We start from the raw sequence: 17,518 nt of genomic DNA, 5'->3' as shown, positions 1-17,518 counted from the left end.
GCGCTAGCCGCCGAGAGCGAGCAGCACCAGCAGCGTCACGTTCAGCGTGATGAGCAGCGCGGCGCACACGATGGCGACGGCCGTGGTGAGCATCCGGTTGACGGATTCGCCCATGAGCGCGCGGTCGGCGGTCAGCCGCACGAGCGGGATGAGCGCGAACGGGATTCCGAAGCTCAGCACGACCTGGCTGAGCACGAGGGCGAGCGTCGGGTCGACCCCGAACGCGAGCAGCGCGAGGGCGGGCGCGATCGTGATCGCGCGGCGCACGAGCAGCGGGATGCGCACGCGCAGCAGCCCGTGCATGATCTCGGCGCCGGCGTAGGCGCCGACCGAGGTCGAGGCGAGACCGCTGGCGAGCAGCCCGATGGCGAAGAGCACGGCGACCGCCGGGCCGAGCGAGGCGGCGAGCGCCGCGAACGCGCCCTCGAGCGTGTCGGTGCCCTCGACGCCCTGCAGGTTGGCGGCCGCGAGCAGCAGCATCACGACGTTGACCGAGCCGGCGATGACGAGCGCGATCGTCACGTCGATGCGGGTGGCGCGCAGCACCGTGCGCCGGCCCGCTCCGGCGGCGACCTGGCCGAAGCGGTCGCGCGTGAGGGCCGAGTGCGCGTAGATCGCGTGCGGCATGACGGTGGCGCCCAGGATGCTCGCCGCGAGCAGCACGCTCTCGACGCCGTCGAAGCGGGGCACGAGCCCGGCGGCCGCGGCGGCCGGGTCGGGCGGACCGATCACGAGCCCGGCGCAGAAGCCGACGACGATCACGAGGATGAGCCCGGTGATGACCCGCTCGAAGATGCGCACGCCGCCGCGGCGGCTCTGCACGACGAGCAGCAGCATCGAGATGACACCGGTGATGACGCCGCCGACGACGAGCGGCAGGTCGAACAGCAGGTACAGCGCGACCGCACCGCCGATGACCTCGGCCACATCGGTGGCCATCGCGACGAGCTCGGCCTGCCCCCAGTAGGCGAGCCGCGCCGGGCGGCGGCGGAACCGCTGCCCGAGCGCCTCGGGCAGGCTCAGTCCGGTGACGATGCCGAGCTTCGCCGAGAGGTACTGGATGAGCCAGGCCATGACGTTGCCCGTCACCACGACCCAGACGAGCAGGTACCCGAACAGTGCGCCCGCGGTGATGTTGGCGGCGACGTTGCCGGGGTCAAGGTAGGCGACGCCGGCGACCATCGCCGGGCCGAGCAACGGAACGATGACGAGGCCGCTGCGCGCGGCGACCGTGCGCGCATCGGTGCCGCTGGCAGGGCGGTCGGCAGGGCTCTGCGAGGTCGGCGGTTCGGGGCGCGCGTCGGTCACGCGAGGCAGAGTAGCACGCTGTTTTCGGTGTACCGAAAACTAGTCCTCGCGCACCACCCAGACGGCGGCCGCGACCGCCGGGGCGACGACGACCTCGGTGCCCGCGCGGCGCACGAGCGCGACGCCGGCGGGCGGCTGGGCGGCCGAGAGGCTCACCGGCTCGTCGAGGCCGATGCCGAGCTGATCGAGCACGCGGAGAGCATCCGGGTCGCGGTCGCTGATGCGCACCACGCGCCCCGCGAACCCGACGGGAGCGCGATCGAGCCGCACCGCGTCGGGGCGCACGATCGTGCCGTCGGCCGCCGGGATCAGGTCGCCGTGCGGGTCGCGCGTCGGCCGCCCGAGCTGCGCGTCGATCGCATCGAGCAGGCGGTCGCTGAGCGCGTGCTCGAGCACCTCGGCCTCGTCGTGCACCTCGTCCCACGTGTAGCCGTGCACCCGCACGAGCCAGGTCTCGATGAGCCGGTGCCGCCGCAGCATCGCGAGTGCGCGCTGCTCACCCTCGGGCGTGAGCCGGATCGCCCCGTACGGCCGGTGGTCGACGAGCCCGGCCGCGGCGAGCTTCTTCACCATCTCGGTGACACTGGAGGGGGCGAGCGCGAGCCGCTCGGCGAGCTGCCCGGGCGTGATCGGCTCGGGCTGCCACTCGGTGAACTGGAAGATCGTCTTCAGGTAGTCGTCGGCGGCAGCGGATGCTGCGCTCGCGCTCGGACTGCCTGGCATGCCTGCCAGCCTAGAGCGCGGGGGTCACTCGGCTCGGGCTACGCGGCGCCGTAGCGCTCGGCGAGCACGCGCGCGAGGGCCGCGAAGGCCCGGCCGCGGTGACTGATCGCGTTCTTCTCGTCGGCGGAGAGCTCGGCGCTCGTGACGCTGTAGCCCTCGGGGATGAAGATCGGATCGTAGCCGAAGCCTCCCCCGCCGGCAGGCTCGTGCCCGATCGTGCCCGGCCAGATGCCGAGCTCGACGTGCTCGAAGGCCGCGCCCGACTGGTCGACGTCGAGCGGGTCGGTGCCGACAGGATCGACCAGCGCGGCGGCGCAGGTGAACTGCGCGGCACGGTTCGGTTCGTCGCCGAGGTTCGTGAGCACGAGCCGGAGGTTGGCGGCGTCATCCCGCTCGCCCGAGTAGTGGGCGCTGTCGACGCCGGGGGCGCCGGCGAGAGCATCCACGCTGACGCCCGAATCGTCGGCGATGGCAGGCAGACCCGTGTGCGCCGCGGCGGCGCGCGCCTTGATGAGGGCGTTGCCCGCGAAGCTGTCGGCATCCTCCACCGGCGCGGGGCCGTCGTAGGGCAGCAGCTCGAGGCCGGGCAGGGCTGCGCCGAGAATGCGCTGCAGCTCGGCGACCTTGTGCGCGTTGTGCGTCGCGACGACGACCTGCACGATCTACGCCCCCAGAGCTGCGCGCTGCGCAGCGGCGAGGTCGACGCAGCCGCCGACCGCGAGGTCGAGCAGCGCGTCGAGCTCGGCGCGGTCGAACGGCGCCCCCTCGGCGGTGCCCTGCACCTCGACGAAGTGGCCCGAGCCGGTGACGACGACGTTCATGTCGGTCTCGGCCCGCACGTCCTCCACGTAGGCGAGGTCGAGCAGCGGGGTGCCGTCGATGATGCCGACGCTGACCGCGCTCACCGAATCCTTCAGGGCGGTGGCCTTCTTGGCGATGAAGCCCTGCGCGCGGCCCCAATCGATCGCATCGGCGAGAGCGACGTAGGCGCCCGTGATCGCCGCCGTGCGCGTGCCGCCGTCGGCCTGCAGCACGTCGCAGTCGATGACGATCGTGTTCTCGCCGAGCGCCTTCATGTCGACGACGGCCCGCAGGCTGCGGCCGATGAGGCGCGAGATCTCGTGCGTGCGGCCGCCGACCTTGCCCTTGACCGCCTCGCGGTCCATGCGGTCGTTCGTCGAGCGGGGCAGCATGCCGTACTCGGCCGTGACCCAGCCCTTGCCCTTTCCGGTGAGCCAGCGCGGCACGCCGTTGGTGAAGCTCGCCGTGCACAGCACCTTCGTGCCGCCGAAGCTGATGAGGGCGCTGCCCTCGGCCTGGGCGCTCCAGCCGCGCTCGATCGTCACCGGCCGCAGCTGGTCGGCGGCGCGGCCGTCGGCGCGCTTCGTCGAGCCGAGGCCCGTGGATTCGGCGATCGTGGTCATGAGGAGCCTCTCGGTGCGGTGGACGGTACTGCGGGGATCGTGCCGGTCGGAAACGCCTCCACGTGCCCGATCTCGGGGCCGAGAAAACGGTGGGCGAGCTGCCGGAAGCCCGCGGTGTCGGGGCCGGTGGCCTCGAAGGAGTGGGTGGGGGCATCCGTCGCCGCGGTCTCGAGGCCGTGCTCGACGAGTCGGCGGTAGACGTCGTAGGCGGTCTCTTCCGCGCTCGAGACGAGAGCGACGTCGGGGCCGCAGACGTACTGGATGGCTCCGGCGAGCAGCGGGTAGTGCGTGCAGCCGAGCACGAGCGTGTCGATCTGCGCCTGCTTCAGCGGCGCGAGATACTGCTCGGCGGCAGCGAAAAGCTCGGGCCCGCTCGTGATGCCGGCCTCGACGAACTCGACGAAGCGCGGCGCCGCGGCCTGCGTGACGACGATCTCGGGGTCGGCCACGAACGCGTCGACGTAGGCGCCCGAGCGCACGGTGCCCTCGGTGCCGATCACGCCGATGCGCTTGCTGCGGGTGCGGCGCACGGCGGTGCGCACGGCCGGCTGGATCACCTCGACCACGGGGATGCCGTGGCCCTGCTCGAACCGCTCGCGGGCATCCCGGAACATGGCGGCGCTCGCGGTGTTGCAGGCGATGACGAGCAGCTTGACGCCCTGGTCGACGAGTTCGTCCATGATGCGCAGCGCGTGCTCGCGCACCTCGGCGATCGGAAGGGGACCGTAGGGGCCGTTGGCGGTGTCGCCGACGTAGAGCAGCCGCTCGCGGGGCAGCTGGTCGATGATCGCGCGGGCCACGGTGAGGCCGCCGACCCCTGAGTCGAAGACTCCGATCGGCGCGCTACTCACGGGGCAAGTCTAGGCCCGCCCGTGGAGGCAGATCTGGGCCTAATGTGCTGATGCGCTGGGCGGCATGCGCCGTTTTGGCCCAGATCTGGCAGGTGGGGTGGGGCTAGAGCGGGCCGCGGGCCCGCTCCTGCTCGACGACCTGCTCGCGGTCGGCGAGGCGGCGCAGCCCCGCGAGGGGTTGCGCCATGCGGTGATTGCCGCGGATGCTCGGCTCGACCCGATCGAGAAACGCCCAGTAGCCCGCGGTGAACGGGCAGGCATCCTCACCGAGCCGCTTCTTCGGGTCGAAGCGGCACGACCCGCAGTAGTCGGACATGCGCTGGATGTAGGCGCCGCCCGCGGCGTAGGGCTTCGTCGCGACGACTCCCCCGTCGGCCCACTGGCTCATGCCGACGACATTGGCGGGCATCACCCACGGCGTGCCGTCGACGAACGCGCCCTGGAACCAGGCCGTGAGCTCGGCCGGGTCGTAGCCGCGCTGCAGGGCGGCGTTGCCCAGCACCATGAGGCGCGGGATGTGGTGCGCCCACCCCGCGCCGCCGACCGTGTCGAGGGTGTGCGACAGGCAGCGGGCATCCGTCGCCGACCCGTCGAGCCGCCACCAGTGCGCGGGCAGCGGCTGGTGTGCGGCGAGCGCGTTCGACCGCCGCGTGTAGTCGGGCCCGAGGTGCCAGTAGAGGTGCCAGACCCAGTCGCGCCACCCGATGAGCTGGCGCACGATGCCCTCGACGCTGTTCAGCGGTGCGCGCCCGGCCTCGTACTCGGCGACGACGCGGTCGACGACCTCGAGCGGGTGCAGCAGCCCCAGGTTGAGCGGCACGCTCAGCCGCGAGTGCGCCATCGTGTCGTCGCCGAGCATCATCGCGTCTTCGAACGGTCCGAAGTCGCCGAGCCGGGTCGCGACGAAGTCGTCGAGGGCGGCGAGCGCCTCGGCGCGCGTCGCCGCGAACCGGCGCGGGCCGTCGCGGCCGAGGAAGCGCACGCCCTGCGCCTCGAGCGCGTCGAGGTCGGCGCGCACGGCGGCGTCGATGTCGTCCTCGACCGGCTGCCACGCGTCGGGCAGCCCCAGGCTGACGGCGCCCTTCGGGGGCGGCTGGCGGTTGTCGGCGTCGAAGCTGAACTGCCCGCCGACCGGCTGTCCGCCCTGCATGAGGATGCCCGTGCGCTCGCGCACCTCCCGGTAGAAGCGGTCCATGACCAGCTGGGTCGGCTTTCGCCCCGCGGCCCACGCGGCGAACTGCTCCTCGCCCGTCACGAACCCCCGGGCGGGCAGGATGCTCGCTCCGAGCTCGCGCACGAGGCGCCGCGCGGCCCACGACGGCGGGTCGATCACCTCGAGCTCGCCGGGCACGAGCGCCGCATCCGTCAGCGCGTCACGGTAGCGGCGCACCCGGTGCAGCGCGCCGCGGTCGCCGAGCTCCCGTGCCCGCTGCCGCAGGGCCACGAGGTAGAGGTGCGCCTTCTGCCGGTGGGTGGGGCGGCGCCGGAACACCTCGTGGTTCTCGAGCAGCAGGATGCGCCCGCCGTCGTCGAACGTCGGCCCGAGCTGCTCGGCCGTGAGCCAGCGGGTCGGTTCGCTCGTCATGCGCCCGAGACTACGGCGGGTAGCCGCGCGTAGGCTGACCGCGTGACGACCGCCCTGCGCACCGACCGGTACGAGCTGACGATGCTCGAGGCGGCCTTGCGCTCGGGACGCGCGGGCCGCGACTGCGTCTTCGAGGTCTTCGGGCGACGACTGCCGGGCGGGCGACGCTACGGCGTGCTGGCCGGCACGGGCCGCGTGCTCGACGCGATCACGGCGTTCCGGTTCGGGCAGGCCGAGCTCGACTGGCTCGCCGACGAGCGCGTCGTCGACGATGCCACGCTCGCGTATCTCGCCGACTATCGGTTCACGGGCCAGGTCGAGGGATACCGCGAGGGCGAGGTGTACATGCCGGGCTCGCCGCTGCTCACGGTGCGCGGCACCTTCGCTGAGGCCGTGCTGCTCGAGACGGTCGTGCTCAGCGTGCTGAACTACGACTCGGCGGTGGCCACGGCGGCCGCGCGCATGGTGTCGGCGGCGGAGGGGCATCCCATCGCCGAGATGGGCTCGCGGCGCACGGGCGAGCACGCCGCCGTCGCCGCCGCCCGGGCGGCCTACATCGCCGGCTTCAGCGCGACCTCGAACCTCGAGGCGGGCCGCACCTGGGGCATCCCGACGATGGGCACGGCAGCGCACGCCTTCACGCTGCTGCACGACTCGGAGGAGGAGGCATTCCGCGCCCAGGTCGCCGCGCTCGGGGTCGGAACGACGCTGCTCGTCGACACCTACGACGTGCGGCAGGGCGTCGAGACCGCGGTGCGCGTCGCCGGGCCGCAGCTCGGCGGGGTGCGGCTCGACTCGGGCGACCTGCCCACGCTCGTGCGCGAGACGCGCGCGCAGCTCGACGCGCTCGGCGCGACCGGCACGCGCATCACCGTGACGAGCGACCTCGACGAGCACGCCATCGCGGCTCTGCGCGGAACGCCCGTCGACGCGTTCGGGGTGGGCACCTCGGTCGTGACGGGGGCGGGAGCCCCTGCATCCGGCTTCGTCTACAAGCTCGTCGCGCGTCGCGATGGCACCGGCGCCGACGGGGGCGCATGGAAGCCCGTGGCCAAGAACTCCGTCGGCAAGCGCTCGGTCGGCGGCGCGAAGCGGGCCGAGCGGCTGCTGCGCGACGGGGTCGCGGTCGCGGAGCGCGTGGTGGTGGACGACGACGGCGACGGCATCCCCGAGCGGGACGCGGCCGACGCGGCGCGCGCCGAGGGTCTCACCGCGCGCCCGCTGACCGCGACGCTCATGCGCGACGGCGAGCCCGATCCGCAGTGGCTCGGCCCGGAGGGCGTGCGCGCGGCGCGGGCGCACTGCGCGGCCGCGGTCGGCGAGCTGCCCGCTGCGGCCCTGCGACTCAGCCCCGGCGACCCGGCGCTGCCGCTCGTGACCGCCTAGCTGGCACGCTCGTCCGGCGTCTGCACGCGCTGGCCGACGACGGCGCTCACGCCGTCCTGCCGCATGCTCACGCCGTAGAGGGCGTCGGCGATCTCCATGGTGCGCTTCTGGTGCGTGATGATGATCAGCTGCGAGCTCTGCCGCAGATCGCGGAAGATCGTCAGCAGACGGCCGAGGTTGGCGTCGTCGAGGGCCGCCTCGACCTCGTCCATGATGTAGAACGGGCTCGGCCGGGCCTTGAAGATGGCGATGAGCAGCGCCACGGCCGCGAGCGACCGCTCACCGCCCGAGAGCAGGCTGAGCCGCTCGATCTTCTTGCCGGCGGGCTTCACCGTGACCTCGATGCCCGTCGTGAGCATGTTGTCGGGGTCGGTCAGCGTCAGGCTGCCCGAGCCGCCCGGGAAGAGGATCGGGAACACCTGGTCGAAGGCGGCCTGGGTGTCGGCGAACGCGGCCGCGAAGATCGTCTGCATCGTGCTGTCGACCTCGTCGATGATCGTCAACAGGTCGCGACGGGTGTTCGCGAGGTCGGTCAGCTGCTCGGTGAGGAACTTGTGGCGCTGCTCGAGCGCCGCGAACTCCTCGAGCGCGAGCGGGTTGACGCGGCCGAGCTGCGCGAGCTTCCGCTCGGCGCGCGCGAGCCGGGCCTCCTGCTCGGCGCGATCGAACGGCTTGCCGGTGGAATCTGTTCGCAACTCAGGCTGAACGCCGGAACGTGCGCCGTCGAGACCCGTTTCTGCACCCTCAGCCTGAGTTGCGAACGGATGCACGGCCGCCTGCGCCACGATCTCCGCGACCCGTGCCGCCTCCTCGTCGGAGGTCGGGTCGAAGAGCGGTGCATCCGGGTCAGGGTTGACGCGGGATGCCGCCTCCGCGGCCACGGCGTCGGCGAGGGCCTGGGCGGCCGAGGTCAGGGCCTCGTCGTCGGGCACGGGCACCTGCGGGCCGTACTCGGCGACCAGCACCTCCTCGACGAGCCCGAGCTCGTCACCCGCGCGCTCGAGCAGCTGCGAGAGGTGCAGCTTCTTCTCGTAGATCTGCAGCTCGAGGCCGTGCACGCCCTCGGTGATCGCCGACAGGCGCTCGCGCAGCGCGCTCTCGGTGCGGCGCAGCTCGAGCAGCTCGTCGTTCTGGGCGGCGCGCTCGCTCTCGCGCTGGGCGAGTGCCACCCGCGCCTCGGCGACCGAGCGGTCGATGGCCTCCTGCACGGCGGGCAACGCGGCGGCGACAGCCATGGCACGCTCCACCTGGCGCTGTCGCAGCACGGCGCGGCGGGCGGCCTCCTCGGCCGCCGCCTTCTCGGCGATGCGGCGCTTGTCGAGCTGCTCGGCGGCGTCGACGGCCGCGCGCACGCGCTCGCGCGCGGTCTCCAGCTCGATGCGGCGCTCGAGCTCGACGGCGCGGGCCGCCTCCAGCTCGGCGACGAGCGCGTCGCGCTGGCTCGCGTCGAGCATCGGCCGAGGCCGGGCGGCGAACTCCTCGTGCTCGGCCTGAGCGCGCTCGACGCCCTGCTCGGCGTCGCGCACGGCCTCGCGGGCGGCGTCCAGTGCGGTCGCGAGCCGGGCGGCTTCGGCCTCCGCGGCCTCGGCCTGCGCCCGCGCGCGCGAGACCTGCTCGCTGCGGGCGGCGCGCTGGGCATCCTGATCACGAACGGCGGCGAGAGCGTCGACCGCCTGCTGCTTCGCGATGGCGAGGGCCGCGCGGGTGTCGTCGAGCGCGCCGCGGGCGCGCTCGATGCCGGTCGCCACCTCGGTCAGCGCGGCAGAGGCGGCGTCGCGCTCGGCCGTGAGCTCGAGGCGGCTGCGGCCGGCTCCCGAGCCGCCGCGCAGCACCGAGCGGGTCAGCACATCGCCCGCGCGCGTGACGACGCTGACCGTGTCGGCCTCCGGCAGGGCGGCGACGGCGGGCCAGGCCGCGCGGGCGGCAGCGAGGTCCTCGGCGATGAACGTGCGGGCGAGCAGGGCGAGCACGCCGTCGGGCGCGGTCACGACGTCGGTCGCTGCGGTGAGCCCGCCGACCGCCGAGAGCGTGCCGGATGCTCCCCCGCCGATCTGCGCCAGCACCACGTCGACGCGCCCGGCCTCGGCGGCGTGCGCGCGCTCGAGGGCAGCGAGGCCCGCGTCGAGGTCGTCGGCGAGCGCCGCATCCACAAGGGTGCCGAGAGCGGCGGCGATGGCGGCCTCGAAGCCGGCGCGCACCTGCAGGTGATCGCTGACCAGACCGCGGATACCGCGCGAGCCCACGAGTTCGGAGGCGCCGTCGCCGGCGTCGACCGCCTGCGAGAGCGCGCTGACGCGGGCGGCGAGGGCGTCGCGCTCGCGCTCGAGGGCGTGCAGCGCTTCGCGCTCGGTGTCGATGCGCGCGGTCAGCTCGGCCACCCGGGCATCGGCGTCGGCGAGCGCCGCGTCGAGGGCGAGCGTGGCATCGTCGCCCGTGCCGTCGTCGAGTGCTGGAAGGGCAGCGAGGTCGGCCCGCGTCGCCTCCTGGCGGGCGAGCGCGGCCTCGAGCGCGTTCTGCTGCCGCAGCTGCTCGCCGCGCGCGGCGTCGAGGGTCGACCGGGCGACATCGACGCGGCTGGCCAGTGCGGCCAGTTGCAGGTCGTGCTGCGAGACGAGGGCGCTCTGGGCGGCGATCTCCTCGTCGAGAGCGTCGAGTGCGGCGCGCGCGGTCGCGGTGCGGGCGGCGACCTCGCCGACCAGCTGCTCGGCGGCGGCCACGCCCTCGCGGAGCGCGACGGCCTCGGCCCGCGCCTCATCGACCTGCGCCTGCGTGATCGTCGTCGTCATGCCCGGCAGTTCGGCCTGCTGGCTGAGCAGGGTCAGCTTCTGCTGGGTGAGGCTGGTGAGGCTGCGCACGCGCTCCTGCACCTGCTCGAGGTCGAAGGCGACCCGACGGGCGCCGTCGACCGCATCGCCGACCTGCTGCGATTCGATGCGCTGGATGCGCAGGCGGGTCTGGTCGAGCTGGCTCTGCACGACGATGCGCTCGCTCGTGCGCTCGCTCTCGCTACGGGCGTGGTCGGCCAGGGCGGTTCGCAGGGCGACCACGTCGTCGGCGAGGAGCCGTGCGCGGGCATCCCGCACGATCGCGGCGATGGTCTGGGCTTCGCGGGCGATCTCCGCCTGCCGACCGAGCGGGGTCAGCTGCCGCCGGATCTCGCCGGCCAAGTCGCTGAGGCGCGTCAGGTTCGCCTGCATGGCCTCCAGCTTGCGCACCGTCTTCTCCTTGCGACGACGGTGCTTCAGGATGCCCGCGGCCTCCTCGATGAACCCGCGACGATCCTCCGGGCTCGCGTGCAGCACCGCATCGAGCTGACCCTGCCCGACGATCACGTGCATCTCGCGGCCGAGACCGGAGTCGCTCAGCAGCTCCTGCACGTCGAGCAGGCGGCACGCCGTGCCGTTGATCGCGTACTCGCTGCCGCCGTTGCGGAAGAGCGTGCGCGAGATCGTCACCTCGGTGTACTCGATGGGCAGGGCGCCGTCGGCGTTGTCGATCGTCAGCTGCACCTCGGCGCGGCCGAGCGGACCGCGCGTGGCGGTGCCGGCGAAGATGACGTCCTCCATCTTGCCGCCGCGCAGGGTCTTGGCCCCCTGCTCGCCCATGACCCAGGCGAGGGCGTCGACGACGTTCGACTTGCCCGAGCCGTTGGGGCCGACGATGCAGGTGACGCCGGGCTCGAACTGGAAGGTGGTCGGCTGCGCGAACGACTTGAAGCCCTTGATGGTCAGGCTCTTCAAATGCACGCGGTCTCCCCCTCTCCCGGCTCGGCGATAACGGCTCCGTGACGACGGCTGCGGTCTACCGTATCGGGTCGAGGGCGGCTAGTCTGGCGGGCTGGTCACGAGCCAGACCCCATAGCGACGGAGGCGCGGCATGAGTGCGATCGAGATCACCGAGGTGAGCATCCCGGAGACCCTGGACTCCCCCGAGGCGGAGGAGTTTCTGGCGCTGGTCGAGCTGCGCAACGCCGTCAACCGTCACGACTCCGGCAGCGATGACAACGTCTACACGGCCGCCGAGTTGCTGCCCGGCTGGCAGAAGACGGCCTTCGAACCCAAGCGCCTCTTCGCCGCGCGCCTCGACGGCCGACTGGTCGGGCGCGGCATCTACGAGACGCGCACCGAGGAGGCCGCCGACACCGCGTGGATGCACGTCGAGGTGCTTCCGGATGCCCGGGGCCACGGCGTCGGCGAGGCCCTCGCCCGGCACCTCGAGGCGGTCGCGCTCGGCGAGGGCCGCACCCGCACGATCGTCTACGCCCCCTCCTGGAAGCGCGGGGGCATCCGGATCCCCGCCCCGACCGGCTTCGGATCGGTACCCGCCGGCACCCCCGAGGTGCGGCTGCTGCAGACCATGGGCTACCGGCTCGAGCAGGTCGAGCGCGGCAGTCGCCTCGCCCTGCCCGCCGCGGGCATCGCCGCGGTGCGGCGCTCGGCCGAGGAGGCGGCTGGCCCCGACTACCGCGTGCACACCTGGGCGGGGCCGACCCCGCCGGAGTGGCGGGAGGACATCGCGCACCTGCTGACCCGCATGAGCACCGACGCCCCCACCGCCGGGCTGGAGGAGCCCGAGGATCCGTGGACGGTCGAGCGGCTGCTCGAAGACGAGGCGCTCGAGGCGTCGAGCCCGCGCACCCCGGTCGTCACGGCCGTCGAGCACGTGCCCTCGGGCCGCCTGGTCGGATTCACCGAGTTCACCGTGCCGGCCGAGCCCGAGCGCACCGTCGCGCAGGAGGACACGATCGTGCTGCGCGAGCACCGCGGGCACCGCCTCGGCCTGCTGCTGAAGGCGGCCAACCTGCAATGGCTCGAGGAGGTGTCGCCCGGGCATCCGGCGATCATCACCTACAACGCCGAGGAGAACCGGCACATGCTCGACGTCAACGAGCGGCTCGGCTTCGAGCCGTTCGTCTACGAGGGCGCGTGGCGGAAGGACCTCGCCGGCTGACGGCAGCGTGGGTCAGCGGACGCGCTGGCAGCGGCGGCAGAAGTGCGAACCGCGGTTCATGAACTGCTCGCGCACGATCGGCCGGCCGCAGCGCGGGCACGGCTTGCCCTGCTGGCCGTAGGCACGCAGCGAGTGGCTGAAGTACCCGGAGGCGCCGTTGACGTTCACGTACTGGGCGTCGAAGCTCGTGCCGCCCTCGTCGAGCGCGCGGCGCAGCACGACGCGCACCTCCTCGAGCAGCTCGCGCGCCTTCCGGGTCGAGAGGGTCTCCGTCGGCTGGTCGTAGTGCACGCGCGCCGCCCAGAGCGCCTCGTCGGCGTAAATGTTGCCGATGCCGCTGACGAGCGTCTGGTCGAGCAGCGCGCGCTTCACCGTCGTGCGCTTGCCCTGCAGCCGGCGCAGGAAGTCACGCTCGTCGAACGCGGGGTCGAGCGGGTCGCGCGCGATGTGGGCGACCTGGTTCGGGATGCTGCTCAACGGCAGCCCGTATCCGGCCGCCGCGCCGTCGCGCGTCGGCAGCAGCGCGTCCACCGCCATCGAGCCGAAGATGCGCTGGTCGACGAAGTCGACCCGCAGAGGGCCGTGCGTCGGATGCTCCAGGGCGAAGCGGATGCGCGTGAGCGGCGCGGCCTCGGCCGTCGGGTCGCGCAGCAGCACCTGGCCGCTCATGCCGAGGTGGGTGACGAGCGCGGCAGAGGGCTCTGCCGCGGGGTCGCCGCCCGAGGCGGTGTCTCGCTCCTCGAGCGGCAGCCACAGGAACTTGCCGCGCCGCACCGCACCGAGCAGGCGGGCACCGGTCAGCCGATCGACGAAGTCCTCCGCCGGGCCGTCGTGGCGCTTCAGCGAGCGCTCGTCGAGCACCTCGACGGCGACGATGCGCGCACCGGTGACGGCGGGCTGCAGGCCGTGGCGCACGACCTCGACTTCGGGAAGCTCAGGCACGGGAGTTCTGCGGCTCCGGTCAGCGCCGGGCCTGCAGCACCGTCCAGGCCTCGAGCGCGGCGGCCATCTCGGCCTGCTTCTTGCTCGTACCCGACCCGCTCGCAACCGCATCCCCCGCCAGCACGACGGTGGCGGTGAAGACCTTCGAGTGGTCGGGGCCGTCGTCGGCCACCTGGTAGACGGGCAGACCGAGGTTGAGCGCCGCCGCGAGCTCCTGCAGAGAGGTCTTCGGGTCCATCGCGGCACCGAAGCGATCGGGGTCGGCGCGCAGCGGCTCGATCAGCCGCAGCACGAGGGCCGTGGCGACGTCGCCGCCGAGGTCGAGGTAGGTCGCGCCGATGAGGGCCTCGACGGTGTCGGCGAGAATGGACGACTTCTCGCGGCCGCCCGTGAGCTCTTCGCCCTTGCCGAGCTTGAGGTGCTCGCCGAGCCCGATCGCGCGGGCCACTTCGGCGAGGGCGACGGCCGACACGAGCGAGGCGCGCCGCTTGGCAAGGTCGCCCTCGCTCAACTCGGGGTAGCTCGTGTAGAGCATGACCGTCACGGCCTGCCCGAGAATGGCGTCGCCGAGAAACTCGAGGCGCTCGTTCGTCGCGACGCCGCCGTGCTCATAGGCCCACGACCGGTGCGTCAGCGCGAGGTCAAGCAGCTCAGGATCGAGCGCGACCCCGAGGGCCTGCTCGAGAGCTGCTGTGCTCACCGGGAGAGGTGATAACTCAGACGTCGGCGACCTTGCGGCCCTTGTACTCCATGTACAGGGGCGTGCCGGCCGAGTCCTCCACGACCTTCGCGCGGTGGGGCAGGCTGTAGACGACCTTGCCGTTCTCGATGGTCTTGACGAGGGTGGGGGCCGACGCCTTCCACTGCGAGCGGCGCGCGTTGGTGTTCGAGCGCGACATCTTCCGCTTGGGAACAGCCATGGTGGTTCTTCTCTCTGTCAGACCGGCGCGGTTGCGCGCCGGTGAGGTCGGGGTTCGGTGCTCAGTTCTCGTCGGCGTCTCGGGCCAGGCCCTCGAGCGCCGCCCAGCGCGGATCGATCTCCACTCGGGGCTCCCGCGGGCCGACGTCAGCCAGACGCTCGCCCGTCTCGGGGTCGAGACCCGGGCAATCGTCGCGGCACACCGGCTGGAACGGGAGCGACAGCACCACCGCGTCTCGCACCACCGGTTCACAATCCACGTGATCATCGTGAACCAGGTAGTCGTACGCGTCGTCCTGAGAATACGCGAAAAGCTCCTGGAATTCGACTTCGAGGGGCAGCTCGACGCGGTCGAGGCACCGCACGCACTCGCCGACGGCGGTCGTGGCGACCTCGCCCGTGACGAGGATTCCGTCGTGCAGGCCCTCGAGCCGCAGGTCGAGGTCGAGCTCGGTGCCGGCCGGAACGGTGACGACGGCGGCACCCAGCTGCTCGGGCACGGCGAACGTCAGACTCTTCTCGCGCATCTCGCCGGGGCGGTGCACGAGGTCGCGCACGTTCACGCGATAGGGGTTCGAGGCGGCAGGCACAGCCGGTCAGTCTACCGGGCGGGCCCGGTGGTCTGGCCGGGAGGGCGCAGAACCGTCGGTCAGGGCCGGGAAACGCGGCCGGACGTGCAACGACCGCGAGCATCCGTCGCCCGATCGCTCGGGATGCCCGCGGTCGTTCTCACGCTAGGCCGCTACTTCTGCGCAACCGCCGAGAAAGCGCCGTCATACGCCTGCAAGGCGTCTGCGACCTGGTCGGGAGTCACGATGCACGGCGGCACGACGTGGATGCGGTTCTCGGCCGCGAATGGCAGCACCTTGCGGGCCATCAGCTCGGCCTTGAGGCGGTTGACGACGTCGACGCTCACGGGCTCGCGCGTCGCGCGGTCGGTGACGAGGTCGAGCGCCCAGAAGACGCCGAGGCCGCGCACGTCGCCGATCATCTCGTGCTTCTCGGCGAGCGCCCGCAGGCCGGGGCCCAGGTGCTGCTCGCCGATCATCCGCGCGTTCTCGACGATGCCCTCGTCGGTCATCGCGTCGATCGAGGCGACGATCGACGCGGCGGCGAGGGGATGCCCGCTGTAGGTGAGTCCGCCCGGGAAGACCTTGTCGGCAAACGCCTCGGCGATCGTCGGGCTGATGACCACGCCGCCCACGGGCACGTAGCCCGAGTTGACGCCCTTCGCGAAGGCGATGAGGTCGGGGGTGGCCCGGTTGGGGTTGATCGTCGGGTTCTGCCAGGCGAACCAGTCGCCGGTGCGGCCGAAGCCGGCCATGACCTCGTCGGCGATCCACACGATGCCGTACTTGTCGGCGAGCGCGCGCACACCCTCGAGGTAGCCGGGCGGCGGGGCGAAGATGCCCGCGGTGCCGGGCACCGACTCGAGCAGGATCGCCGCGATCGTTCCGGGGCCCTCGGCGACGATCGTGCGCTCGAGGTGACGGAGGGCGCGGGCGCACTCCTGCTCGGGGGTCTCGGAGAAGAACTCGCTGCGGTAGGTGAACGGCCCGAAGAAGTGCACGTGCCCGTAGGCGTACTCGTTGGGCATGCGGCGCCAGTCGCCGGTCGCGGCGATCGCGGCCCCCGTGTTGCCGTGGTAGCTGCGGTAGGTAGAGAGCACCTTGTGCTTGTGGGTGGTGAGGCGCGCCATGCGGATGGCGTTCTCGATCGCGTCGGCGCCGCCGTTGGTGAAGAACACCTGGCTGAACCCGGGGCCCGCCTTCTCGACGATGCGCTTCGCGGCCTCGCCGCGCACGAGGGCGGCGTGCGAGGGCGCGACGGTCGCGAGCTGCGCCGCCTGCTGCTGAATCGCCGCGACGACCTTCGGGTGCGAGTGGCCGATGTTGGTGTTGACGAGCTGGCTCGAGAAGTCGAGGTAGGTCTCGCCGTCGTAGGTGTAGACGTAGCTGCCCTGCGCGCTCGCGGCGACGAAGGGCTTCAGCGCCCCCTGCGCGCTCCACGAGTGGAAGACGTACTGACGATCGAGCTCATACGCCCGCACGCCATCGGCGGGGTCGTGAGCGGGGGCGGCGGGGGTTGACCGGTTCAGAGTGTCGGTCATGGCTATCAGTCCTTGAGTCGAAGGAACGGGAATGCGCCCATTATCCCCGGTCAGTCGAGCATCTGCTCCTCGCGCAGAAGTGCAGGGATGCGCGCTTTGAACGGGAAGAACCCGCGGTGGGCGTGCGGCCAGGCGCGAGCATCCCACCCCCGCAGCCGACGATGCAGCGGGATGCCCTCCGCCCGCAGCGCCGCCGCGAGCACGTCGAGCCGGTCGCGGGTCGGGCCGACCGGCGCATGCGGGGTGAGCAGCGCCTCGGCGCCGAGGCCGCGCAGCCAGGCGATGACGGTGTCGGGGTGCAGGTCGGGGAGGTGCTCGGCGGGGGCCGCGGTGCCGCTTGAGCGGCAGTACGCGGCGGCGCGGGCGAGCCCGTCGGCGAGCGCCGCGGCGGTGAAGTGCGCGGGCACCGCGGCCGTCGCCGCGAGGGGTGAGCGCGGCTCCCCCGCGGTCGGCGCGGCGACGCCGACCACGGTCACCTCCGGCGGCAGTGCCGGAAGGCTCTCGGCGTGCAGGTCGTCCTCGTGCAGCAGCAGCGCCACGCGCGTCGCGCGCGGCAGCGGCTCGGGCACGGGCGCCGGCCCGGCGGGTGGCACGGCAGCATCGTCGTCGACGGCGTGGGCCACGGTCGCGAGACCCCGCGGCCGGAAGCGTCCGTCGGTGTAGCGGGCGATGTTGTCGGCGGTGGCGAGGTAGGTCTTGCCGACGGTCTGCAAGCCCGCGACCCAGCGCCAGCTCAGCGTGTTCGACGCCGGGTCGCCGTCGAGCAGGTGGCGCAGGAAGAAGTCGGCGCCGAGCTGCCAGGGCAGGCGCAGCGTGAAGATCCAGATGCTCGCGAACCACATGCGCGCGTGGTTGTGCAGGTAGCCCGTCTTGACGAGCTCGCGCGCCCAGTGGTCGAAGCCGTCGAGCCCCACGCGCCCCGCGACCGCGTCGTCGTAGGTCGCGCGCTCAGCACCGCTCAGCGCGTCGAGGGTCGGCGCGACGCTCGCGGCGTAGCGCGTCCACACGCTCGGTCGCCGCTCGAGCCAGCCCTTCCAGTAGGTGCGCCAGTAGACCTCCTGCACGAACGTCGAAGCGGCGCTCAGCGGGTGCCGCTCGAGCACGGCGGCGACGATCTCGCGCTCGGTGACGAGCCGGTGCCGCACCCAGGGCGACAGGGTCGACACGTTCGTGCGATCCCCCGGCCCGTGGTCGGCATTGCGCTCGGCGGCATAGGCGCGCCCGGCACGCGGAACGAAGTCGGCCAGCCGGGCGAGCCCGGCCGCCCGCGTAGGTTCGAACGCGGCTGCAGCGTCGGCGGTCATGCCCTCATCGTGCGGC

General features: G+C 72.8%; 15 protein-coding genes. 2 read left to right on the top strand and 13 right to left on the bottom strand.

What is annotated here, in order from left to right; genetic code table 11:
* Positions 1 to 3: 3 nt before the first annotated feature.
* The 6 genes from BJ959_RS11245 to BJ959_RS11220 form a co-directional block, all read right to left on the bottom strand.
* A complete protein-coding gene (locus BJ959_RS11245) occupies positions 4 to 1,206 on the bottom strand; it encodes an Nramp family divalent metal transporter (RefSeq protein ID WP_424960742.1) in 1,203 nt (400 codons plus the stop codon).
* 141 nt (positions 1,207 to 1,347) lie between these two features.
* On the bottom strand, positions 1,348 to 2,031 hold the full coding sequence (locus BJ959_RS11240; RefSeq protein ID WP_153981921.1) for a metal-dependent transcriptional regulator: 684 nt from the start codon (positions 2,029 to 2,031) through the stop codon (positions 1,348 to 1,350).
* 38 nt (positions 2,032 to 2,069) lie between these two features.
* Positions 2,070 to 2,693: an RdgB/HAM1 family non-canonical purine NTP pyrophosphatase gene (gene rdgB, locus BJ959_RS11235; RefSeq protein WP_153981920.1), complete on the bottom strand. Its 624-nt coding sequence runs from the start codon at positions 2,691 to 2,693 to the stop codon at positions 2,070 to 2,072.
* Positions 2,694 to 3,455, bottom strand: a complete 762-nt coding sequence (gene rph, locus BJ959_RS11230) for a ribonuclease PH (RefSeq protein ID WP_153981919.1) — start codon at positions 3,453 to 3,455, stop codon at positions 2,694 to 2,696. It abuts the gene before it with no gap.
* Positions 3,452 to 4,306, bottom strand: coding sequence for a glutamate racemase (gene murI / locus BJ959_RS11225; RefSeq protein WP_153981918.1), 855 nt, complete (start codon positions 4,304 to 4,306; stop codon positions 3,452 to 3,454). Before murI ends, rph begins: the two co-directional genes overlap by 4 nt.
* Positions 4,307 to 4,409: 103 nt before the next feature.
* On the bottom strand, positions 4,410 to 5,891 hold the full coding sequence (locus BJ959_RS11220; protein WP_153981917.1) for a cryptochrome/photolyase family protein: 1,482 nt from the start codon (positions 5,889 to 5,891) through the stop codon (positions 4,410 to 4,412).
* A 42-nt stretch (positions 5,892 to 5,933) separates the two neighbouring features.
* On the opposite strand from BJ959_RS11220, the gene BJ959_RS11215 reads away from it, so the two are divergent.
* Positions 5,934 to 7,277 carry a nicotinate phosphoribosyltransferase gene (locus tag BJ959_RS11215; RefSeq protein ID WP_341799876.1) on the top strand — a complete coding sequence of 448 codons (1,344 nt, stop codon included), beginning with the start codon at positions 5,934 to 5,936 and terminating at the stop codon, positions 7,275 to 7,277.
* On the opposite strand, the gene BJ959_RS11210 is transcribed toward BJ959_RS11215, so the two are convergent.
* On the bottom strand, positions 7,274 to 11,023 hold the full coding sequence (locus BJ959_RS11210) for an AAA family ATPase (protein ID WP_153981916.1): 3,750 nt from the start codon (positions 11,021 to 11,023) through the stop codon (positions 7,274 to 7,276). The genes BJ959_RS11215 and BJ959_RS11210 overlap by 4 nt on opposite strands.
* Positions 11,024 to 11,153: 130 nt before the next feature.
* Here BJ959_RS11210 and BJ959_RS11205 point away from each other — a divergent pair, with 130 nt between their 5' ends.
* Entirely contained in the window at positions 11,154 to 12,227 is a 1,074-nt protein-coding gene (locus tag BJ959_RS11205; protein ID WP_153981915.1) for a GNAT family N-acetyltransferase, read from the top strand.
* A 12-nt stretch (positions 12,228 to 12,239) separates the two neighbouring features.
* Here the strand turns inward: BJ959_RS11205 and mutM are convergent, their stop codons facing one another.
* The 6 genes from mutM to BJ959_RS11175 all read right to left on the bottom strand — a co-directional run bounded on the left by mutM (position 12,240) and on the right by BJ959_RS11175 (position 17,502).
* Positions 12,240 to 13,169 (bottom strand): bifunctional DNA-formamidopyrimidine glycosylase/DNA-(apurinic or apyrimidinic site) lyase, encoded by a 930-nt coding sequence (gene mutM, locus BJ959_RS11200; protein WP_153981914.1) that lies wholly within the window; start codon positions 13,167 to 13,169, stop codon positions 12,240 to 12,242.
* A gap of 19 nt (positions 13,170 to 13,188) precedes the next feature.
* Positions 13,189 to 13,869 carry a ribonuclease III gene (rnc, locus tag BJ959_RS11195; protein WP_153981913.1) on the bottom strand — a complete coding sequence of 227 codons (681 nt, stop codon included), beginning with the start codon at positions 13,867 to 13,869 and terminating at the stop codon, positions 13,189 to 13,191.
* 16 nt (positions 13,870 to 13,885) lie between these two features.
* Complete coding sequence (gene rpmF / locus BJ959_RS11190; RefSeq protein WP_047566040.1) at positions 13,886 to 14,089, bottom strand: 50S ribosomal protein L32; 204 nt, start codon at positions 14,087 to 14,089, stop codon at positions 13,886 to 13,888.
* A 61-nt stretch (positions 14,090 to 14,150) separates the two neighbouring features.
* A complete protein-coding gene (locus tag BJ959_RS11185) occupies positions 14,151 to 14,678 on the bottom strand; it encodes a YceD family protein (RefSeq protein WP_341799875.1) in 528 nt (175 codons plus the stop codon).
* A 152-nt stretch (positions 14,679 to 14,830) separates the two neighbouring features.
* The gene (locus BJ959_RS11180; protein ID WP_153981912.1) at positions 14,831 to 16,198 is read right to left on the bottom strand and encodes an aspartate aminotransferase family protein; all 1,368 of its coding nucleotides are present in this window, start codon (positions 16,196 to 16,198) and stop codon (positions 14,831 to 14,833) included.
* 50 nt (positions 16,199 to 16,248) lie between these two features.
* Positions 16,249 to 17,502, bottom strand: coding sequence for an FAD-binding domain-containing protein (locus BJ959_RS11175; protein ID WP_153981911.1), 1,254 nt, complete (start codon positions 17,500 to 17,502; stop codon positions 16,249 to 16,251).
* Positions 17,503 to 17,518: the final 16 nt, after the last annotated feature.

It is taken from the genome of Microcella frigidaquae, assembly GCF_014200395.1.
Classification (GTDB): domain Bacteria; phylum Actinomycetota; class Actinomycetes; order Actinomycetales; family Microbacteriaceae; genus Microcella; species Microcella frigidaquae.
Note: the sequence above shows the minus strand (reverse complement) of the source record. Positions and strands in the feature narration are given on the sequence as shown.